This window comes from Streptomyces sp. NEAU-sy36 (assembly GCF_013423905.1).
Taxonomy (GTDB): domain Bacteria; phylum Actinomycetota; class Actinomycetes; order Streptomycetales; family Streptomycetaceae; genus Streptomyces; species Streptomyces misionensis.
In genome coordinates, this window is the sequence record NZ_CP058977.1 from 2,656,692 (window position 1) to 2,674,536 (window position 17,845).

13 protein-coding genes are annotated in these 17,845 nt (G+C 74.9%); 1 reads left to right on the plus strand and 12 read right to left on the minus strand.

Annotation, left to right across the window (positions count from 1 at the left end; genetic code table 11):
• Nucleotides 1–13 precede the first annotated feature (13 nt).
• From HZZ00_RS12310 to HZZ00_RS12350, 9 genes are all read right to left on the minus strand, one after another.
• Nucleotides 14–3,103: a hypothetical protein gene (locus HZZ00_RS12310; RefSeq protein WP_180332211.1), complete on the minus strand. Its 3,090-nt coding sequence runs from the start codon at nt 3,101–3,103 to the stop codon at nt 14–16.
• Nucleotides 3,104–3,106: 3 nt separating this feature from the next.
• Nucleotides 3,107–3,265, minus strand: a complete 159-nt coding sequence (locus tag HZZ00_RS12315) for a DUF6760 family protein (protein ID WP_167381391.1) — start codon at nt 3,263–3,265, stop codon at nt 3,107–3,109.
• Nucleotides 3,262–3,759 carry a hypothetical protein gene (locus tag HZZ00_RS12320; protein ID WP_180332212.1) on the minus strand — a complete coding sequence of 166 codons (498 nt, stop codon included), beginning with the start codon at nt 3,757–3,759 and terminating at the stop codon, nt 3,262–3,264. The genes HZZ00_RS12315 and HZZ00_RS12320 overlap by 4 nt, the downstream gene beginning before the upstream one ends.
• The gene (locus HZZ00_RS12325; RefSeq protein WP_046428592.1) at nt 3,756–4,196 is read right to left on the minus strand and encodes a phage tail protein; all 441 of its coding nucleotides are present in this window, start codon (nt 4,194–4,196) and stop codon (nt 3,756–3,758) included. Before HZZ00_RS12325 ends, HZZ00_RS12320 begins: the two co-directional genes overlap by 4 nt.
• 44 nt (nt 4,197–4,240) lie before the next feature.
• Nucleotides 4,241–5,794: a phage tail sheath family protein gene (locus HZZ00_RS12330; RefSeq protein WP_180332213.1), complete on the minus strand. Its 1,554-nt coding sequence runs from the start codon at nt 5,792–5,794 to the stop codon at nt 4,241–4,243.
• A 194-nt stretch (nt 5,795–5,988) separates the two neighbouring features.
• Complete coding sequence (locus HZZ00_RS12335) at nt 5,989–8,055, minus strand: ATP-binding protein (RefSeq protein ID WP_180332214.1); 2,067 nt, start codon at nt 8,053–8,055, stop codon at nt 5,989–5,991.
• Nucleotides 8,055–8,759 (minus strand): DUF4255 domain-containing protein, encoded by a 705-nt coding sequence (locus tag HZZ00_RS12340; protein WP_180332215.1) that lies wholly within the window; start codon nt 8,757–8,759, stop codon nt 8,055–8,057. The genes HZZ00_RS12335 and HZZ00_RS12340 overlap by 1 nt, the downstream gene beginning before the upstream one ends.
• On the minus strand, nt 8,756–11,941 hold the full coding sequence (locus HZZ00_RS12345; RefSeq protein ID WP_257585758.1) for a hypothetical protein: 3,186 nt from the start codon (nt 11,939–11,941) through the stop codon (nt 8,756–8,758). Before HZZ00_RS12345 ends, HZZ00_RS12340 begins: the two co-directional genes overlap by 4 nt.
• A 141-nt stretch (nt 11,942–12,082) precedes the next feature.
• Nucleotides 12,083–12,754 carry a LuxR C-terminal-related transcriptional regulator gene (locus tag HZZ00_RS12350; RefSeq protein ID WP_180332217.1) on the minus strand — a complete coding sequence of 224 codons (672 nt, stop codon included), beginning with the start codon at nt 12,752–12,754 and terminating at the stop codon, nt 12,083–12,085.
• 302 nt (nt 12,755–13,056) lie between these two features.
• On the opposite strand from HZZ00_RS12350, the gene HZZ00_RS12355 reads away from it, so the two are divergent.
• The gene (locus HZZ00_RS12355; RefSeq protein WP_180333476.1) at nt 13,057–14,364 is read left to right on the plus strand and encodes a hydrolytic protein; all 1,308 of its coding nucleotides are present in this window, start codon (nt 13,057–13,059) and stop codon (nt 14,362–14,364) included.
• 328 nt (nt 14,365–14,692) lie between these two features.
• Here the strand turns inward: HZZ00_RS12355 and sbnA are convergent, their stop codons facing one another.
• The 3 genes from sbnA to HZZ00_RS12370 are packed head-to-tail and all read right to left on the minus strand — an operon-like array spanning nt 14,693 to nt 17,825.
• Nucleotides 14,693–15,718, minus strand: coding sequence for a 2,3-diaminopropionate biosynthesis protein SbnA (gene sbnA / locus HZZ00_RS12360; RefSeq protein ID WP_180332218.1), 1,026 nt, complete (start codon nt 15,716–15,718; stop codon nt 14,693–14,695).
• A gap of 35 nt (nt 15,719–15,753) precedes the next feature.
• Nucleotides 15,754–16,824, minus strand: a complete 1,071-nt coding sequence (gene sbnB / locus HZZ00_RS12365) for a 2,3-diaminopropionate biosynthesis protein SbnB (RefSeq protein ID WP_180332219.1) — start codon at nt 16,822–16,824, stop codon at nt 15,754–15,756.
• Complete coding sequence (locus tag HZZ00_RS12370; RefSeq protein ID WP_180332220.1) at nt 16,821–17,825, minus strand: TauD/TfdA family dioxygenase; 1,005 nt, start codon at nt 17,823–17,825, stop codon at nt 16,821–16,823. Before HZZ00_RS12370 ends, sbnB begins: the two co-directional genes overlap by 4 nt.
• Nucleotides 17,826–17,845: the final 20 nt, after the last annotated feature.

The following is a 17,845-nucleotide window of genomic DNA, read 5'->3' on the forward strand; positions in this document are numbered from 1 at the left end:
TTCGGTGTGTCCTCTAGCGGCGTGCGTCGTAGGGCCGCCCGGCGCGTTCCCGGCCGCGCCGCAGATCGGCGCGGAGCAGCCGGGACAGCGGGTCCAGCAGGCGGCGCGCCAGGTCCTCCAGGTCGATCGCGGGCGCCTCCTGCGGCGCCGCTTCCTCCTGGACGTCCGGGGTGGTGGCCGCCGCCGGGAAGGAGGGCGGCGCGGAGACCGACCGCGGCCGGCCGGCGCGCGCGGCCTTCGTCGCGTCCCGCTGGACGACCTGCATCGGAACGGCCCCCAGGGGAACGGGAGCCGACTGTTCCGGCCGGGCCGCGCGGACCACCGGCACGGGCAGACCGGGCGCGCTCTGCGGGGCCGGGGCGCCCTGGAGCGGCGGTGCCTGCGCCTCGGCCAGGGGCAGCACGGGCGCGCGCGTCCCCGGGGCGGCGCCGGACGCCGCCCGCTGCACGGGGGCCGGGCGGACGACGGGGACCTCGGTCCGGGCCGTCGTGGCGGACGGTCCGGCAGCGGAGGACGCCCGCCGCACGGGGTCGTGCGGGGCCGGGGGCGGCGGTTCGCGCCGCCAGGACGCGGCGACCACGGGCGGCCTGGCGGGCGCGTCCTGACGGGGGCGCGGCGTGCCGTCCGGGATCCGGGTGCCGAGGGCGAGCGGGCGGGCGGCGAGCAGGGAGAGGGCAGGGGCGGGCGCGGGCACGGCGGGCCGGGTCCCGGCCAGGGCGCGGGCCACGACGACGGGACCGGTCAGCGCGGTGGGGCTGGTTCGCGCGGTGGGGTTGGTCCGCGCGGCGGGGCGCGCGGCGGCCGTGCGGCCCGGGCCGGTCGCGCCGGTCGCGTCGCCGGTCGGGGGCGGTGCGAGCCGGGGCACCAGTGGTGGGGCCGGGGGCCGCGCGGCACCCGCACCGGACGGTGAGACGCCCGGCGGGGCGGGGGAGTCGGCCCCGGCCCGCGCGCCCAGGAGCGGAGCGGCCGCGGGCCGGCCGTCCGGCCGGGCAGGGGCCGGGCCGCGCGGCGAGGCGGTCGGCGGCAGCGCGGGGAGCGGAGCGCCCAGACCACTACGGGCACGGGCCCCGGAGGGAGCGGCGCTCCTGGCGCGGTGCGGTGAGCCGTCCTTCTCCCCGGCGGCCGCCGGACCGGCCGGGCTGCCGCCCCCGGGAAGGGCACCGGTCGCACCGGGAGCCGCCGACTGGCGCTGCACGACCGGGAGTTCCGGCGCGGTGGCCGGCCGGGTGCCGGGGGCGACCGGGGACTTTGCGGACCCGGGAGCCTTCACCCGGTGCTCGACACCGGGCAGCAACGGCCCGGACGCCGACCGGTTCTCGGCCGGGGTGGCGCCGTCCGCCGGGCGCCGCACCGGCCCGGCATCGGTGGGGGCGGATGCGTCCGCTCGGGTTCCTGGCGGCACGGGGCCGGACGCCGGCCCGGCTTCGGCTGGGGTGGGGTCGGTCGTCTGGCGTTGTACGACGGGGAGCCGGGGGGCGGTCGCCGTCCGGACGTCGGGTTCGGTGGGGCGGGTGGTCGCGGGCGCGGGTTCGTTTCCGGCCGGGGCGGAAGCGTCCGCTCGGGTTCCTGGCGGCACGGGGCCGGACGCCGGCCCGGCTACGGCCGGGGTGGTGCCGGTCACGCGGCCTTGCACGACGGGAAGTCGGTGATTGGTCGTCGTCCGGGCGTCATCGGGTGCGGGTGCGTCACCGGCCGGACCGGAAGCGTCGGGCCGGGGCCGCGCTCCCGGCAGCACCGGCCTGGACGCCGCTCCGGCACCGGCCGCGGCGGTGTCGTCCGCCCGGCGCTGTACGGCGGGCAGCGGGGCGCCTGCCGCCGCCTGGGCGTCGGCTGCCGCGGGGCCGGTGGCGTCCGTCCGGGGCCCGACGACGGGTGCCGTCGTACCGGCGGCCCGTCCGCTGCCGGGCGCGGCGGGGCGCGGCCCGGAGTCGGCCGCTGCGGCCGGGGTGCCGGAGGCGTCCGTCCGGCGCCGGACGACCGGAGGGGCGGAGCCGGCACCGTCGGTGTCGGACCCCCGTGTCGGGCGCGGTCCGGCGGCCGGCGTGACCGTCGTCGCGGGTTCCGAAGCCGCCGCCTGGCGCTGCACCACCGGGAGCGACGGATCGTTCCCCGGCCGATCGCCGGCGGTGGCCGGGCCGGGCGCGTGGGAGGCCGCCGGGACGGCGGTGGGAGGGAGTTCCCCCAGCGGAGCGCCGAGCGCGGCACCCAGCGGGGACCGGCTTCCGGGGCGCGCGGGAGCGGCGGCACGCTGCACCACGGGCTCCACCCGCGCGGGCGTCGCGCCGGGCAGCGGTTCCGGCCGCAGCGCGGTGACCCGGCGCACCGGCCGGGCCGCCCGGCGGGCGACGGTCAACGAGGGCCCGACCGGGCGGGGGCGCACGGTCGGTGCCGCGGCCTTCGGCGCCGTACGGGACGCGGCCTCGGGCCGTACCGGTCCGGCGTTCCCGACACCGGGCGCGGGCACGGCGTTCGCGGCGTGGGGTACGACGGCGACGCGCCGTACCACCGGCAGTTGCGGACCGGTCACCGGCGGCCCGCTCACCGGTCCCGTGCCGTCGGCCACCGCCCGTTGGACGGGCGCCTGCGCGACGGGCCGTGCCCCGGCCGGTGAGCCGGGAGCGGCGGTTCCCGCGGGACGCGGCGCCCGGGGGCCGGACGGCCGCGCCGCCGACGGCACCCGGGCCTCAAGACCGGCGCCCTCGTCGGCCTCGTCGGTGTCCCGCCGCAACGCACGCAGCGGCAACGGCCCGCCCTCGGCGGGCGCCGACCGACGCACGGCGGGCCGGGTCACGCCATGGACGAGACCGGCCGGGGCCGAGGGAAGCAGACCGTGGCCGAGACCCCGGTCGAAGGACGGGTTCTGCCAGGAGGCGAGGCCCGAGCGGAAGGTGAGGCCGTCGCTGACGCCGAGCGGGGCGCGGGAGACGGTCGGCACGACCGGCGCGACCCGGCGCCAGCCGCCGTCCCAGTCACCCGGCACGGACGCGGCCGGGCTCTCCGGGCCCGTAGCCGCCCCCGGGGCGGCTCCGACGGCAGCCGGACCCGCCGGGGCGCCGGCCGTGCCCGTGCCGACCCGGCGCCGGACCCCCTTCCACCAGCCCATGACTCAACCACCCTCGTTCATGCGGGCGTTGATGCGCGCGATCTCGCCCACCCACTGACGGCGCTCCGCGTGGGTGAGGTCGAGGATGTCCGCGCGCTGCCAGTGGAAGTGGTAGGCGATGTACGCGACTTCCTCCCGGAGCCGGGGAAGCGCGTACGTCACGATTCCCCCAGGCGCCCACCCGAGATGTCGACCTCGAAGGCGCCCTCGCAGTGCGGGCAGGTCACCGCGGCGCGGGTGTGGCCCTCGCTGTTGACCCGGCGGTAGAAGTCCTGGAGGAAGGCGACGTCGGTGGCGTACATCCGCTCCACGACGCCCGCGTGCACATCGGTGATGGTGCCGAGCCGGGTGATCACCTGGCTCAGCAGCACCACACTGAGGTACGCGGGATTCTCCTTGACCCGCAGGTCGATCTGCGGGCGCAGCTCGTCTCGGGCCGTGGCCAGCCGCATCGAGCCGCTGCGGTGCAGGGTGCCCGACTCGTCCACGTACCCGCGCGGCAGCTCGAACTCGAACTCGGTGCGCAGCCCGTGCTCACGCGTGGCCGCGGGGCCGGACGGTGGCGCCGGGGCCTGCGCCTGCTCGGGGGCCGGGGCGGGCGCCGTCGCGTCGAGGATCTCCTCCAGGCTGCCCGCCGTCACCGTACGGCGCCTCATTCGACGACGATCTCCTCGAAGACGATGGTCACGGTCTCGGTGGCCGCCGCGGACTCGCCCGCCTTGAGCGAGGGACCCTCCCACCGGGAGGCCCAGCCCTGCATCAGCTGGATGCGGCGGACGGTGTCGCCCTTGGAGTCCTTGATCTCGATGGTCAGGTTCTGCCGGGCGGTGTCGACGGCACCGTTGTTCAGGGTCTCCTTGATCCACTTGGTGAACTCGCTGGACTTGTCGAGCCCCCGGGTGATCGTGATCTCGCCGGCCTGCCGGGCGCCCGGCTGCTTGCGGATGATCTGCTTGCCCTCCGAGGTGACCTGCCGTACCTCGACGACCTCCTCCTCGACGGTCAGGCCGCTGATCTCCTGGATGGACTCCACCATGTAGCCGCCGAGCTGCACGCCGAAGACATGGGTGGAAAGAGCATCGCCCTCTGCCATGACTGTTCGTCACCTTTCCTTGACCGACCCGCGGGTCACTGGTCTCACTCGTCGATGAGGCTGGTGCTGTCCGAGAACTGGGCCAGCCGGAAGACCACGAACTCGGCGGGCTTGACCGGCGCGACACCGATCTCGCAGACGACCCGGCCCTGGTCGATGGACTCCTGCGGGTTGTTGTCGCGGTCGCACTTGACGTAGAACGCCTCCTCGGCGGTGCGCCCGAAGAGCGCGCCCCGCCGCCATTCCTCGGTGAGGAACGCGGTGACGTTGCGCCGGATGCTCGACCACAGCCGGTCGTCGTTCGGCTCGAAGACCACCCACTGGGTGCCCAGCAGGATGGACTCCTCCAGGTAGTTGAACAGGCGGCGCACGTTCAGGTAGCGCCAGGCCGGGTCGGAGGACAGGGTGCGGGCACCCCAGATCCGGATGCCCCGGCCGGGGAAGGCCCGCACGCAGTTCACGCCGATCGGGTTCAGCAGGTCCTGCTCGCCCTTGCTGAGCCGCAGTTCGAGGTCCACCGCGCCGCGGATCACCTCGTTGGCGGGCGCCTTGTGCACACCGCGCTCGGCGTCGCTGCGCGCCCACACGCCCGCGATGTGACCGCTCGGCGGGACCGTGGTGTTGCGGCCGGACGCCGGGTCGAAGACCCGCACCCAGGGGTAGTAGAGGGTGGCGTACCGGGAGTCGTAACCGGCCTCGTCGTTGCGCCAGGTGCGCACCTGCTGGGCGGTGAGTCCGGGCGGGGCGTCCAGTACGGCCACCCGGTCGCCCATCTGCTCGCAGTGCGAGATCACCGCGAGCTGCACGGTGCGCACGCCCTCGGCGTCGATGTCGCCGCGCTGGTAGGCGCCCATCAGGTCGGGGACCGCGACCATGGTGATCTCGTCGATGGCCTCCAGGCCGCCGAAGCCGGTGCGGGCGCCGGCGTCGCCGACGTACTCGGCGGGGTCGAGCCGGGACACCTCGCCGGACGCGGGCGCCGCGGGCGCGGCCGGGGCGTCCGGCACGGCGACGGTCTGGGCGGCGGGCCGGGTCTGGGCGGCGTCGCGCTGCTCCGTGACCTCGATCAGCTTGGACGCCCGGACCTGGCCGACCACATAGCCCTTGACGTTCTTGCGGGTGGAGACGTCGTACGTCTCGGCCACCTGGTCGCCGCGGCGGACCAGCAGCCGGAAGCGGTCCTCCGGCGGGTTCTCGCCCTCCGGGTCGGCGACCTCCACCGACACCCCGGTGACACCGGGGCGGGCCGCGATCAGGAAACCGCCGAGCGCGACCGGCTCGGGCGCCTGGCCCTGCCGGGGCACGCCCGCGGCCGGCGCCGAGGAGTCCCGGCCGGAGCCGCCGACGCGCACCACGTAGGCGGCGCCACCGCCGTTGGCGAAGTAGCCGTACACCGCGTGCGGCAGATAGGCGCCCTCGGCGAAGCCGCCGAACAGCTGGGTGTACTGGTCCCAGTTGGTGACGAGCGTCGGTTCGTGGAAGGGTCCGGTCTGGGCGAAGCCGACGAACGCGGCAACGGCGGTGCCGACCCCCTCGATCGGTCGGGCACCGGACTGCACCTCCTCCACGTACACGCCCGGGGTGAGGTACGTCGGCATGCTCGCTCCTTCATGTCCCATCGGTGTCACCTGCGTCGACGTCGAGTCTCCGAGGCGGGTGCGGCACGGCGACAGGGGCGCACGGACCTCCGCGAGGGCAACCCCACTGCCCCCCGGGGCGCCCGCGCCCGGCCGGGCCTTCCCTTTCGGGCAACGGGGTCACCGGGGACGCCCGCCCGCGGCGGGCGGCCGGTTCAGAGGTCCGCGAGCACGTCCCGCGTCCACGGCCCGAACTCGCTCTCCAGCACCAGCCTGCCCAGCTTGCGGTACTCCTGGGCCACCGCCGTCATCAACTGCCCCATGGCGAGCGGCCGTCCGGACTCCGCGGCCAGATACGCGGCGGTCACCGCGCACGCCCGGATGGAGCCCCCGGCCAGCTCGAAGCGGTCGGCGCAGAACCGGAGATCGAGGTCGGCGGCGCGCGGCAGGCGCCCGCCCAGACACCGTTCCCACAGGGCGAGCCGCTGCTGCGCGTCGGGCACCGGGAAGTCCGCGATCACATCGAGCCTGCGGGTGAACGCCTCGTCCAGATTGGCCCGCAGATTGGTGGTCAGCACGGCGATCCCGTCGAACGACTCCATGCGCTGGAGCAGGTACGCCGACTCGATGTTGGCGTGCCGGTCGTGCGCGTCCTTGACCTGCGAGCGCTTGCCGAAGATCGCGTCGGCCTCGTCGAACAGCAGCACGGCGTTGACCGCGGAGGCCTCGGTGAAGATCCGCTCCAGGTTCTTCTCGGTCTCCCCGACGTATTTGTCGACCACCGTGGACAGGTCGACCACGTACAGGTCCATGCCGAGGTCGGCCGCGACCACCTCGGCCGACATGGTCTTGCCGGTGCCCGACTCCCCGGCGAACAGCGCGATCACACCCCGTCCGCGTCCGCCGCCCGGCCGCATCCGCCACTGTCCGAGCACCTGCTCGCGATGGCGGGCGCGCACCGCCAGCTCGCGCAGCCGCCGGTGGGTCGGTGCGGGCAGCACCAGGTCGTCCCAGCCGACGGCGGGCTCCACCCGGCGGGCCAGCCGGGCGAGCCCCGCGCCGTTCTGCGCGCGGACGGCGGCCCGCAGGTCGTCGGCCAGCACGGGGCGGCCCGCCAGCGCCGCCGTGCGCACCGCACCGGCGGCGGCCCGGCGGAGCTGACCGCCGTCCAGGCGGTGCGCGGCCACCGCCAGCGCGAGCTCCTCCGCCTCGGCCGGCGCGACGGCGTCGGCGCCGGCCTGGGCGAGCGCGTGCCGCCAGCGCGTGGTCATGCGTTCGGGCGAGGGCGGGGCGACGGTGAGGACCACCGGGGTGTCGGCCGCCCAGGCCGGGTCCCAGCCCTGCGTGCCGTAGGTGAACAGGGGCAGGCCGCGCAGCGCGGCGCACACGTCCCTGACGACGCCCGCGCGTCCGGCGGGCTCCGGGGGCAGGGCCTCCAGCGGGCCGAGGACGACGCCCGCGCCGGACAGCCTGGCCTCCAGCGCCGCCACCCGGGCGAGCGCGGGCACCTCGGCGGAGCGCCGGGCGAGCGCCGCCGCGTCCAGGACCAGCGGGCGCAGCCCGGCCGCGCGCAGGGCCGCGGCGGCGAGGCCGGGCGCGTCGCCGCCGCGGCCCAGCAGATGCACCAGGCCCGGCGCGGAGCGGACCGCCCCGGCCGCCCGGTCCACGTCGGCCGGCTCGGCCGTGGGGTCGGCGGCGGCCTCGCCGAGCAGTCCGGCCAGGCGCGCGTCCGGCTCGGTGCCGCCCAGCAGCTGTGCGGTGACCCGGTCCGGGACCGTCAGCACCCGGGACAGCGGCGGCCGGTCCGGCTCGGTCACCTCCACCAGCCCGCCCGCGATCAGCGGCGCCCCGGGAGACAGCCGGAAACGGGCCGCCGACGCAGCCGGCAGTCCGCACAGCTCCAGGGCGAGCGCGACCGTCGGCCGACGGCGTGTCAGGTCGTCGTTGAGGTAGCCGTACAGCCGCTCGAACCGGGGGTCGAGGTCCGGCGCCAGGGCCACCAGCAGCAGATCGGCGTCCAGCGGCGACAGCCCGAACCGCGCGGCCAGCGTGCCCAGCGCGGAGGCGGGCGGCAGCGGCGGCGGCTCGTGCCCGGGCAGCCCGAGCCCGCCCTGTCCGGCCAGGATCCGCTCGACCGCCTCGGGGGTCAGGTACTGGCCCCGGTAGGGGTCGTCGGGGTCCGGGTCGACGGCGCGGCGCGCGGCCACCGCGTGCCGCACCCGTTCCTCGACCAGACGCAGCCGCGCCCACAGGACGTCCGCCTCGGTCTCGACCGCGTACATCAGGGCTGCCGCCTTCCCCGCCGGCGCCGGGCCGGGGCCGGGGGCCGCTCACGCGGTCCGGCGAAGCCCTCCGGGCCGGGGTCGCCGACCTCCGCGTACCGCAGCCGGCGGCCCGGTGCCGGTTCCCCGCCGGGCACCGGCCCGGCGGTACGCACCACGAGCCCCTCGGTCACCGGAGGTCCGGCCGGGCGTTCCACCCCGGCGAGCGGCGCCCGCACCCGCACCCCGAGCGACGCCTTCAGCTCCCCGCCGAGCGCCGACCACACGTCGGACGCGGACGGCGCGTCGAGCCCGGCCCCGGCGGTGTCCAGGGACACGGTCAGGCCGAGGTCCGCGAGCGAACCGGTGAGCAGCGGCGCGGGCAGCACGTCCGTGTGCACCAGGGTGCCCAGCACCTGGGAGAGCAGCCGGTGTTCGTCCTGCGGGCGGCTCGCCCACGCCGTGACGAGATAGGTCAGCTCGAACCAGCGGGGCGGGGAGCGCCGGGCGACCACATGGCCGTCGGCGTCGTGCACCTCACCGGCGCCGCTGCCGCGCCGGGTGGGGTCCTCCTGGATGTGGTACAGGAAGACGCACACCGTGGGCGCGTTGCGGCGGGCCGCCCACTCGCGGGTCGGGGCGTCGAAGACCACCTCGACCCCGGACGCCTCCAGCCCGGACCCGGCGAGCAGCGCGCGCAGCGCCTCGTCGACCTCGTGGATCACCGGCGGTTCACCTCGTCCGGCGGCTGCACACTGCCCGTCACCACCAGGAAGTCCGTCTTCACCGCGGAGAAGCCGGGGCCCCGCGCGGTGATGGTGCGCGGTCCCGTCTGGTCCTTGGCGAGGATCAGCAGCTGGCCGATGAAGGTGCCGTCCGGTCCTGGCCTGGTCGGCGCGGCGGCCGCAGTGATCCCCGGCTTCCAGGTGAAGCGCACCGGCACCCCCGGCGGGAAGTCCTTGCCGCGCACCGAGGTGACGAACCCGGGCTTGCCGATCGGCGGCACGGCGACGATCCTCGGCTGGAGGATCCGCAGCGTCGTGGCGGCCCTGTTGTCCCCGGGGTCGGCGTCGGTGCCGGTGGTGGTCAGCACGCCGGTGACCCGTCCGGTCAGCGCGTGGTCGGGGGCGAGCACCACCCGCACCACGGTGCCGTCGCCCGGCGTCAGATCCGGCAGCGCGCACAGCCACGAGCGGTCGCAGCCCGGCGGCGGTCCGCCGCTCGGGATGCCGGCCGGCAGCCCGATGCGCAGCCGGAGCCCGGTGGCCAGCGCGTTGCGGCCGTTGCGCACGGTGTACGTCACCACGACCCGGCCGCCGACATAGCCCGGGTCGGGCTGGGCGGTCACCGTCACACCGGGGCCCGCCTTCGGCGCGGGCGGCGGGGGAGGTGCCGGTGTGGGGGTGGGCGTCGGAGTGGGGGTCGGCGTCGGCGGGGCCGGCGGGCGCACCGGCACCACGGTGCGCGCCGCGTTGTCGCCCGGCTCCGGGTCGACCACGCTGCCGGTGACCGACCAGCCCAGCGGCTGGTCCCCGGTGATCTCGCCCCGCACGGTCACGGTGACCGGAACCGTCGTGCCCGGCGGCACCACCCCGAGCCCGCACTGGAGCGAAGCCGCGTCGCAGACGCCGCCCGGGAAACTGATCCTGGTGACGGTCACCCCGGTCGGCGGTGCCACGGTCAGCAGGGTGCCGGGGGAGGCGGCCGGGCCGTTGTCGACGACGTCCACCCGCACGTCCGTCGAGCTGCCGACGGGCACCGGGGAAGCCGTGTCCGGCGCGTGCACCGCGAGGTCCACCGACTGCTGCACACCGGGCTCCTTCTGACGGCCCGGCAGCTGCGCGGTGAGGTTGGTGACCCGGCCGGTGGCCACGGTCAGCACATACAGGTGTTCCGGGCAGTAGACCGGCGCGTCGTCGCGCGCGCTGAACACGATCCGGCTGCCGTCCGCCGTCCAGGCCGCGTCCCGCGGCTGGTGCGGCCCGGTCAGGGTGGTGTCGGGCAGCTCCCGGTGGCAGGCGTCGGCGGTGTTCCGGGCCGACTGGGGCAGCAGCACCCGGCAGTCGGAGCCGGACACCGAGGTCAGCACCAGGCCGTTGCGCTCGTCGACGAGGCCGCCGCCGTTCTTGCGGTTGAAGGCGATCGAGCGGCCGTCGGGGGAGAAGGCGGGACTGTCGTCGATGACCGAGCAGTCGCCCGGGCAGATCGACGCGCTCAGGTCCCGCTGCCGGCCCAGGTCGTTCACCGGCACGGTCCAGATGTGCTTGTTGCCGCCGTTGCCGCCGATCACCTCGTTGCGGGTGAAGGCGAGCACGGTGCCGTCCGGGGACCAGGTGGGCTGGGCGTCGCCCCCGGCCTGCCGGCCGGCCGGCGGGACGATCTCGTGCACGATCGCGCCCGTGGTGGCGTCGGCGATCAGGATGCGCCCGGGATGGGTGGCGGAGCCGACCCCGCCCGGCGAGACCCGGGTGAAGGCCAGGTACCGGCCGTCGGGCGAGAACGTCGGATCGGTGTCCCAGTCGTCCGGACCCCGCCCGGCCAGCGGCATGGCCACCGCCTTGGTCCCGTCGGCCTCCGTCGTCCAGATCCGCTCGATCCGCCCCTGGCCGCCGTTCTCGAACCGGGTCACCACGATGCGCCGCCCGTCCGGCGTGTAGTTCTGCCGCTCGGTCCACGGATCGTATCCGGGCGCCGGCTCGAACAAGGGGTCCTTCGCCGGATCGGTGTTGGTGCCGGCCGCCGGGTCCTCCTGAAGCACCGGCACCCCGAGATCACGCGGGTCCGAGCCGTCCATCCGCACGTCCTGCAAGGTCGCCACGCGCTGGTCGGGCGTCGCGTCCACGCCCTTCACCGCGGGCGCGGGCTCCGAGAGCCGGTCCACCACCGGGTAGCCGCCGTCCGGCGGGCCGACCCAGGTCACCGACGAGACGTCGCGGTTCTCGCTGAGCACCAGCGTCGGGTCCGGGCTCTGGTCCGGGTCGGCCGTGGACCGCCACACATGGTTCCAGTCGCCCTCGCAGGAGCAGGTGTGGTCGACGCTGAGGAACAGCACGCCGGTCCCGTCGGGCATCCAGGCTGCCCCGTGGGTCCGCCACCCGGCCGCCGTGCCCGCGAGCAGCGGCTGGTCCCCGCCCGGGCCGCCGAGCTGCCGCAGCCGGGGGCCGGTGCGGGAATCGGCGGTGTACGTGTACGCGAGCAGGTCCCGGTGCGTCGCGTCGTCGACCGGGTTGAACACCGGCTCGGTCGCCTTGCCGCCCAGCGCTCCGGTGAGCGCGGTCGGGTAGCCGCCGTCCAGCGGGCGCGCGTAGATCTGCGGGCCGGCCGCCGCGTCCGGGTCCGCGCTGTAGGCCAGCCGCCCGTCCGTCGACACGGTCGGGCTCTGCTCGTCGTACGGGGTGTCGGTCAGCCGTTTCAGTCCGCCGCCGTCGGTGTGCACCAGCCACAGGTCGCGCTGCTTCTTGCCGTCGGGGCCGCCCGGCTCCGCCGAGTCGAACACCACCGAGCCGCCGTCCGGGGTCAGCCGCGGGTGCGCCGCGTCCCGGCCGCTGGTCAGCTTGCGCACCGAACCGCCCGGGGTCCGCAGATAGATCTGCGGGCGCTTCTCGTCGCGGCGGCTCGCGAACACCACCGTGTTCCCGAGCGCCGTCGCCTGGACGTCGTAGTGCGCCGGGCCCGAGCCGAACAGCGGATCGCTCTTGTCGGTGCCGGTGACCCGGCCCAGGCTGCGATGACCGGTGCCCGCGTACGTCACCCGGGCGGGGGCGGTCCGGGCGGCCGCCGGTGTGGCGGTGTCCGCGCCGCTCGGTCCCGAGGCCGCGGTCACCGCGATCAGCGGGACCACCAGCAGCAACGAGGCGCCGAATCTCCCCAGCCGGCGCTGCCCGCCGGGGCCAGCGGTGCCGTTCACGGTCCACCTCGCAGTCTCGGAACACATGGGTGTGCCCGGCCACTGTGCGCCGCGGGCGCGCGGCGCGGCAGGGCGGCGGGGACCGTCCCGGGGGAAGCCCGGCTTGCGCTTTCGGGCAGCGGCGGGGTGCCCGGGCGGTCCTCAGATCAGTCCGTTGCGCAGCGCGTAGCCGACCGCGTGTGCCCGGTTGCGCAACTGGAGCCGCGTGGTGACCTCGTGCAGCACGTTCTTGACGGTCCGTTCGGAGTACGAGGTCTTCGCGGCGATCTCCGCGGTGTCCAGCCCCTCCGCCACCAGGCGCAGCATGTCCGCCTCGCGCGCGGTCAGCGTGGACAGGGACAGCCCCCGCGGATCGAGCGCCGAACGCTGGAGGCTGCCGACGTGGGTGAGCAGCTTGCCGAGCAGATCGCCGGGCAGCACCCCCTCTCCCTTGGCCAGCGCCAGCACCAGGTGCAGCAGCCGGTCCTGGTCGGCCTCGGCCCGCCGCAGCACCGCCCCGACCCCGCACTCGATCACCCGTTGCAGCGCCGCCGACTCGAACGTGCCCACGACCAGCCCGATACGGGTGCCCGTGTTGCGCTGTAACCGTTGCAGCAGCGCCGTCACCTCGTCGTCCACGCTGTCGACGACCACGAGCGAGATCTGTGCGCCGTCCGCCTCGCCGTCCGAGACCAGCTCCAATTCGGGCCGCTGACGAAGCTGTTGGACGATTCCGATGTGCAGGACCAGGTCTTGGGCGTAGACGGCGACGGTCACCCGGTCCGGGCGGCCGACGGTGGCGGGGACGGTCCCGCCGGGCATCTGGACGATCATGAGCGGTTCTTCTTTCGCAAGGCCGGAATGGCGGCGTTCCGAAATTCAGGACGCGACCCGGGCGACGGCGGTGGCGCCCAGGACTGGTGGGTTCGAGCACACGTCGACTGTCGGCCGGAGCACAAGGCGGCGCCCCGGGATCAGCCTCCGTGCCGTGGATGGGAGATGACCTTGGCCGCTGCGGGCACGTCGACTGCCCGGATGTTGCCCCCGCATCTCTCGTGGTACGCCGCGAGCGGTCCTACCGTCGTGGCGTGACGCCTTCTGCAGCCTCTTCCGGTCCCGGCGCCCCCGGTCTCGACATGCCGGCCGTGACGGTGACCCCGGGCGGCACCGCCGCCACCAGCCTGACCGTCCGCAACGACAGTGACATCGTCGAGGCGTACACCCTGGAGGTCGTGGGCGACTGCGCGCCCTGGGCCGTCGTGGAACCCGAGCGCGTCTCGCTCTACCCCGGCACCTCCGAGACGGTCACCGTCCGGCTGGCCCCACCGCGCTCCCCGGAGGTGCGCGCGGGCGATGTGCCGCTGGGCGTACGGGTGTTGCCGGCCGAGCACCCCGAGTCGGTCACCGTGCCCGAGACCACGGTGCACGTCGAGGAGTTCCACGAGCTGCGGACGGAGATCCTCCCGCGGCGCCGGCGCGGCTGGCTGCGGGGCCGCTACCGGGTGGCGGTGCGCAACGAGGGCAACACCCCGACGCAGGTCGCCTTCCGGCCCGAACAGGCCGGTGAGGAACTGCGGTTCGGGTTCACGCCGGGCACCCTCGACCTGGCGCCGGGGGAGTCGGCGGAGACCCGGCTGCGGGTACGCATCGGCAAACCGGTGTGGTTCGGCAAGCCCGCCGTCTGGCCGTTCACCGTGCACGCCACCGACCGCGCGGCCGAGGAGGACCCGGAGGCGGGCGCCCGCGCGGGCACACTCGTACGACCGCCGCTGGAGGCGGAGTTCGTCCAGATCCCGATCTTCCCGAAGTGGCTGCTGGCGCTGCTCGCCGCCCTGCTCGCGCTGCTGCTGGCGTGGTTCGCGCTGGTGCGGCCCGCGGTGCGCAGCGCGGCCCGGCAGGCCGCCGACGAGGTGGTCCAGCCCCGGCCCACCCCCGGCGGCAAGAACGGACAGTCGCCCGGCACGGGCGGTGGCGGCGCCGGCACCGGCAAGGAGCAGGGCGACAGCGGGGCCGGCGCGCCTGTGGGCTCCGGCACCGGCACCGGTACCGGCACCGGCACCGGCCCCGGTACCGCGTCGGGCGGCGGCGGGCAGAGCTCGACCACCATCGACGTGCAGACGTCCGGCGGGCAGACCAAGACCGGCAGTTACACGGTGCCGACGGGCAAGACGTTCCGGATCACGGACATCGTGGTCGCCAACTTCCAGGGCGACGAGGGGGTCATGACCATCACCTTCGGCGATCGGAAGATCACCACGATCGCGCTGGAGACCTTCCGCAACCAGGACTACCACTGGGTCACCCCCATCGAGATCCCCGCGAACGCCACCGTCACCGCGAACGTCACCTGTGCGAAGCCGGGCACCCCCGCCACGGGACAGCAGGCGCGGCAGTGCCATGAGGTGCTGAACGTGAGCGGCGTGCTCGCCGACATCGCAGGCTGAGGCGGCTTTTCCGAAAATAGTTCGCCTGGTGTGGCCTGTGAGGGAAGGGGAGACTTTCAGTCCGTCCGAAAACCGATTCCACGGCGAGTTGTGCAGAAGATGTGCAGCTCAGCGCCGATGGCCTGGGAATGCGTGGCCTGCCGTCCGCGGTCGTCGGACCGCCTGTGCGTGCGGCCCGGGACGGAATGGCCTATTCCCCACCCGTGGTGTGGGTGACCGGTGCACGAGCGGGCGCACGGAGGCACGCGCGCCCCTCGAATGCGCCGTGAAGGGCGCCTTCCCGGGCAACGGCCCTGGACAGACGCCCTTCCACGGACGGAGCGCGCCGCTACGGTCGGCGCCTGCGCTCCGATGTCCGGGTCACGGGCTCGGCCTCCTCGGCGACGGAGCCCGCCCCCTCGTCGTCCAGGACGTGATCGCCGTACAGGTCCTGGAGCCAGTTGGTCTGGTAGACGGTGTCGAGGTAGCGCTCGCCGAGATCCGGTGCGATGGCCACCGCGGTGAGGTCCTCGGCGTCATGCCGGGCCAGCCAGTCCGTGGCCCCGCTGACCACCGTCCCGGTGGAGCCGCCGAACAGGAACCCGCGCCGCGCCATGCGATGGCACATGCGGATGGTGTCCGCCTCCTCCACCCGGATCACCTCGTCCACGAAGGACTCGTCCAGGAGCGGCGGGCGCATGCTCATGCCCAGGCCGGGGATCATCCGGCGGCCCGGTTCGCCGCCGAAGGCCACCGAGCCCACGCTGTCCACGGCGACGATCCGCACCGGCCGGTGCCACTGGCGGAACCAGCGCGCGCAGCCCATCAGGGTGCCGGTGGTGCCGGCCCCGATGAACAGCACGTCGAGACCCGGGAACTGGCCCGCGATCTCCGGGGCCGTGGTGCGGTAGTGCGCCCGCCAGTTGCCGGCGTTCGTGTACTGGCTGAGCCACACGTACCGGTCGTCGGAGGCGCACAGCTGGCGGACGTACTCGATGCGCGTCCCCAGGAAACCGCCGTTGGAGTCCTGGTCGGCGATCACGTGCACCTCGCTGCCGAGCGCCTCCATCAGCAGTCTGGTCGAGAGGTTGCAACGGGAGTCCGTCACGCACAGGAACTGGTAGCCCTTGCTGGCGGCGATCATGCTGAGCGCCACGCCGAGGTTCCCGGAGGAGGACTCGACGAGGATGGACTCCGGCGTCAGGAGTCCGTCCCGCTCGGCGCTCTCCACCATCTCGTTCGCGGCCTTCAGCTTGATGGACCCGGCGAAGTTGAAGCCCTCGCACTTCAGATGGAGGGGTCGTCCGCAGATCGACTCCAGGTCGACGAAGAGCTGGCCCTCGTTGAAGGCATAGGGAGCGGTAATGACAGGCACGGCGGACCTCCTGGTGCCGGGCCGAGGACGGGTCCTCAGCCGTACCGGCGCAGGTCGTGGAAGAAGTCGTCGATGAGGCGGAGACTGCCCGCCCGGGATACTTCGTCGTAGACGTACTTGCCGACGGCGAGATCGAGGACACCGAGTCCGAAGGGCGAGAAGATCACCGGCCGGTCGGTCGGCGGCGCGGCCCGGCCCAGCAGCACGTCGTACAGCGTGCCGTTGAGGAAGTCGCGGTCGCCGGTGAGCTGTTCGACCAGATGCGGTGAGGTGTCGGCCTTCAGGCAGTGGTCGACGTCGTCCACGAAGTTGGCGGCGCCGAGCAGCACTTCGGGTGCCAGGTCCCGCAGGGAGACGTGCAGGACCAGCGGGTTGTGGTCGAACCACGCGGGATCGCTGACGTGGGGCGTGCCGGCGACGGTGGCGAAGACCACGAGATCGCTGGCCCGGACCAGGTCCTCGGCACTCTCGTGCACGGTGACCCGCCCGGCGGCGCCGGACTGGCGCAGATAGCCCCGGAATCCCTCGGCGCTGTCGGCGGACAGGTCGTGCACGCCGATCGCGTCGAACTCCCAGCCGGTGCCGGCCAGGAAGGTGTGGATGTACCGGGCGATCAGCCCGGTGCCGAAGAAGCCGACCCGTGTCGGGCGGGACCGGCCGCGGCTGAGCCAGTCGGTGGCGAGCGCCGCGGACGCGGCGGTCCGGGTGGCGCTGATGATGGAGCTCTCCAGACAGGCGAACGGATAGCCGGTCCGCGGATCGTTGAGGATCAGCACCGCGGAGGCCCGCGGCAGCCCGGAGCGTACGTTGTCCGGGAAGCTGGAGATCCACTTCAGGCCGTCCACGGCGACCGAGCCGCCGATCGAGGCCGGCAGCGCGATGATCCGCGAGGACGGGCGGTCCGGGAAGCGCAGGAAGTACGACGGGGGGTTCACCGACTCCCCGGCTCCGTGCAGCCGGTAGGTGGCCTCCACCAGTGCCACCAGCTCGTTCTCCCGGCCCTCCAGCGCCTGTTGCACCTGTTGCCCGGAGATCACGGAGAACGTCGGCACCGGGGGCCGGCCGTCGTCGGCCCGTTCGGCGGGCGTCGTCAGCAGATCGGTCATCGCGCGCTCGCCTCCGGGGTCGGGCGGCCGTCGGCGAGCCGCAGCGGCTCGGCCATGCCCACCAGCACCTGCCGCTCGCCGGTGAACGGCTCCCGGCTGTGCGCGGTGCCGATGTTGTCCACGAGCAGCAGATCCCCGGCCTGCCAGGGCTCTCGCCGGGTGTGCGCCTCGTAGGTGGAGTTGAGCAGCTCGACCACCTCCTCGCCGATCGGACTTCCGTCGCCGTAACGGGTGTTGAACGGCAGCCCGTCCGCGCCGTACACGTCCACCAGGTACTCGCGCACCTCGGGGGCCAGCGTCCACTCGTTGAGGAACGCGATCTGGTTGAACCAGCAGCGCCGGCCCGTGACCGGATGCCGTACGACGGCGCTGCGGCGCTGCGTGGTGTGCAGCGAGCCGTCCGCCCGCCAGGTGAACTCGATGTCGTTCTCCCGGCAGTAGCGCTCGATCTCGGCCCGGTCCTCGGTGCCGAACGACTCGGCCAGGGACGCCCCGATCTCGTCGTTGTAGCTGCGGGTCAGCAGCCAGCCCTCGCGCTCGAACCGCTCGGTGAGCGAGGCGGGCAGCGCCTCCAGCACCCGCGCGGCGTCGGCCACCGCCGTCGCCCCGCCCTCCTCGGCCGCGGTCGGGCAGGCGAACATCATCAGGCCGGGCACGTCCAGGGTGTAACTCAGCTCGTGGTGCATGCACATCGGCTGGTTGGCCGGCCAGGGAGTGGCGGAGTACAGGCCCCCGCCGAAGTCCTCGCGGGGCGCGAACGCCTCGCGCTCCGGCATGAGTTCACCGGCGATCCGCCGGAAGACGGCTGCGGTGCGGTCCGCGTCGCGCAGTCCGAGACCGCGCACGAGCAGCGCCCCGTGCTCGGTGACCATGGCGCGCAGCGCCTCGCGGTGCTCGGCGGCCCAGCCCGGGGCGTCCGGCGGGGAGTCGACGCGCAGCAGCGCGGGTCTGTCCGGCCGCAGCTCCACATCGAGCGGCGCTGCCAGGGAAGAGAACGGCATCTCGGTTTCCTTTCGGTTGC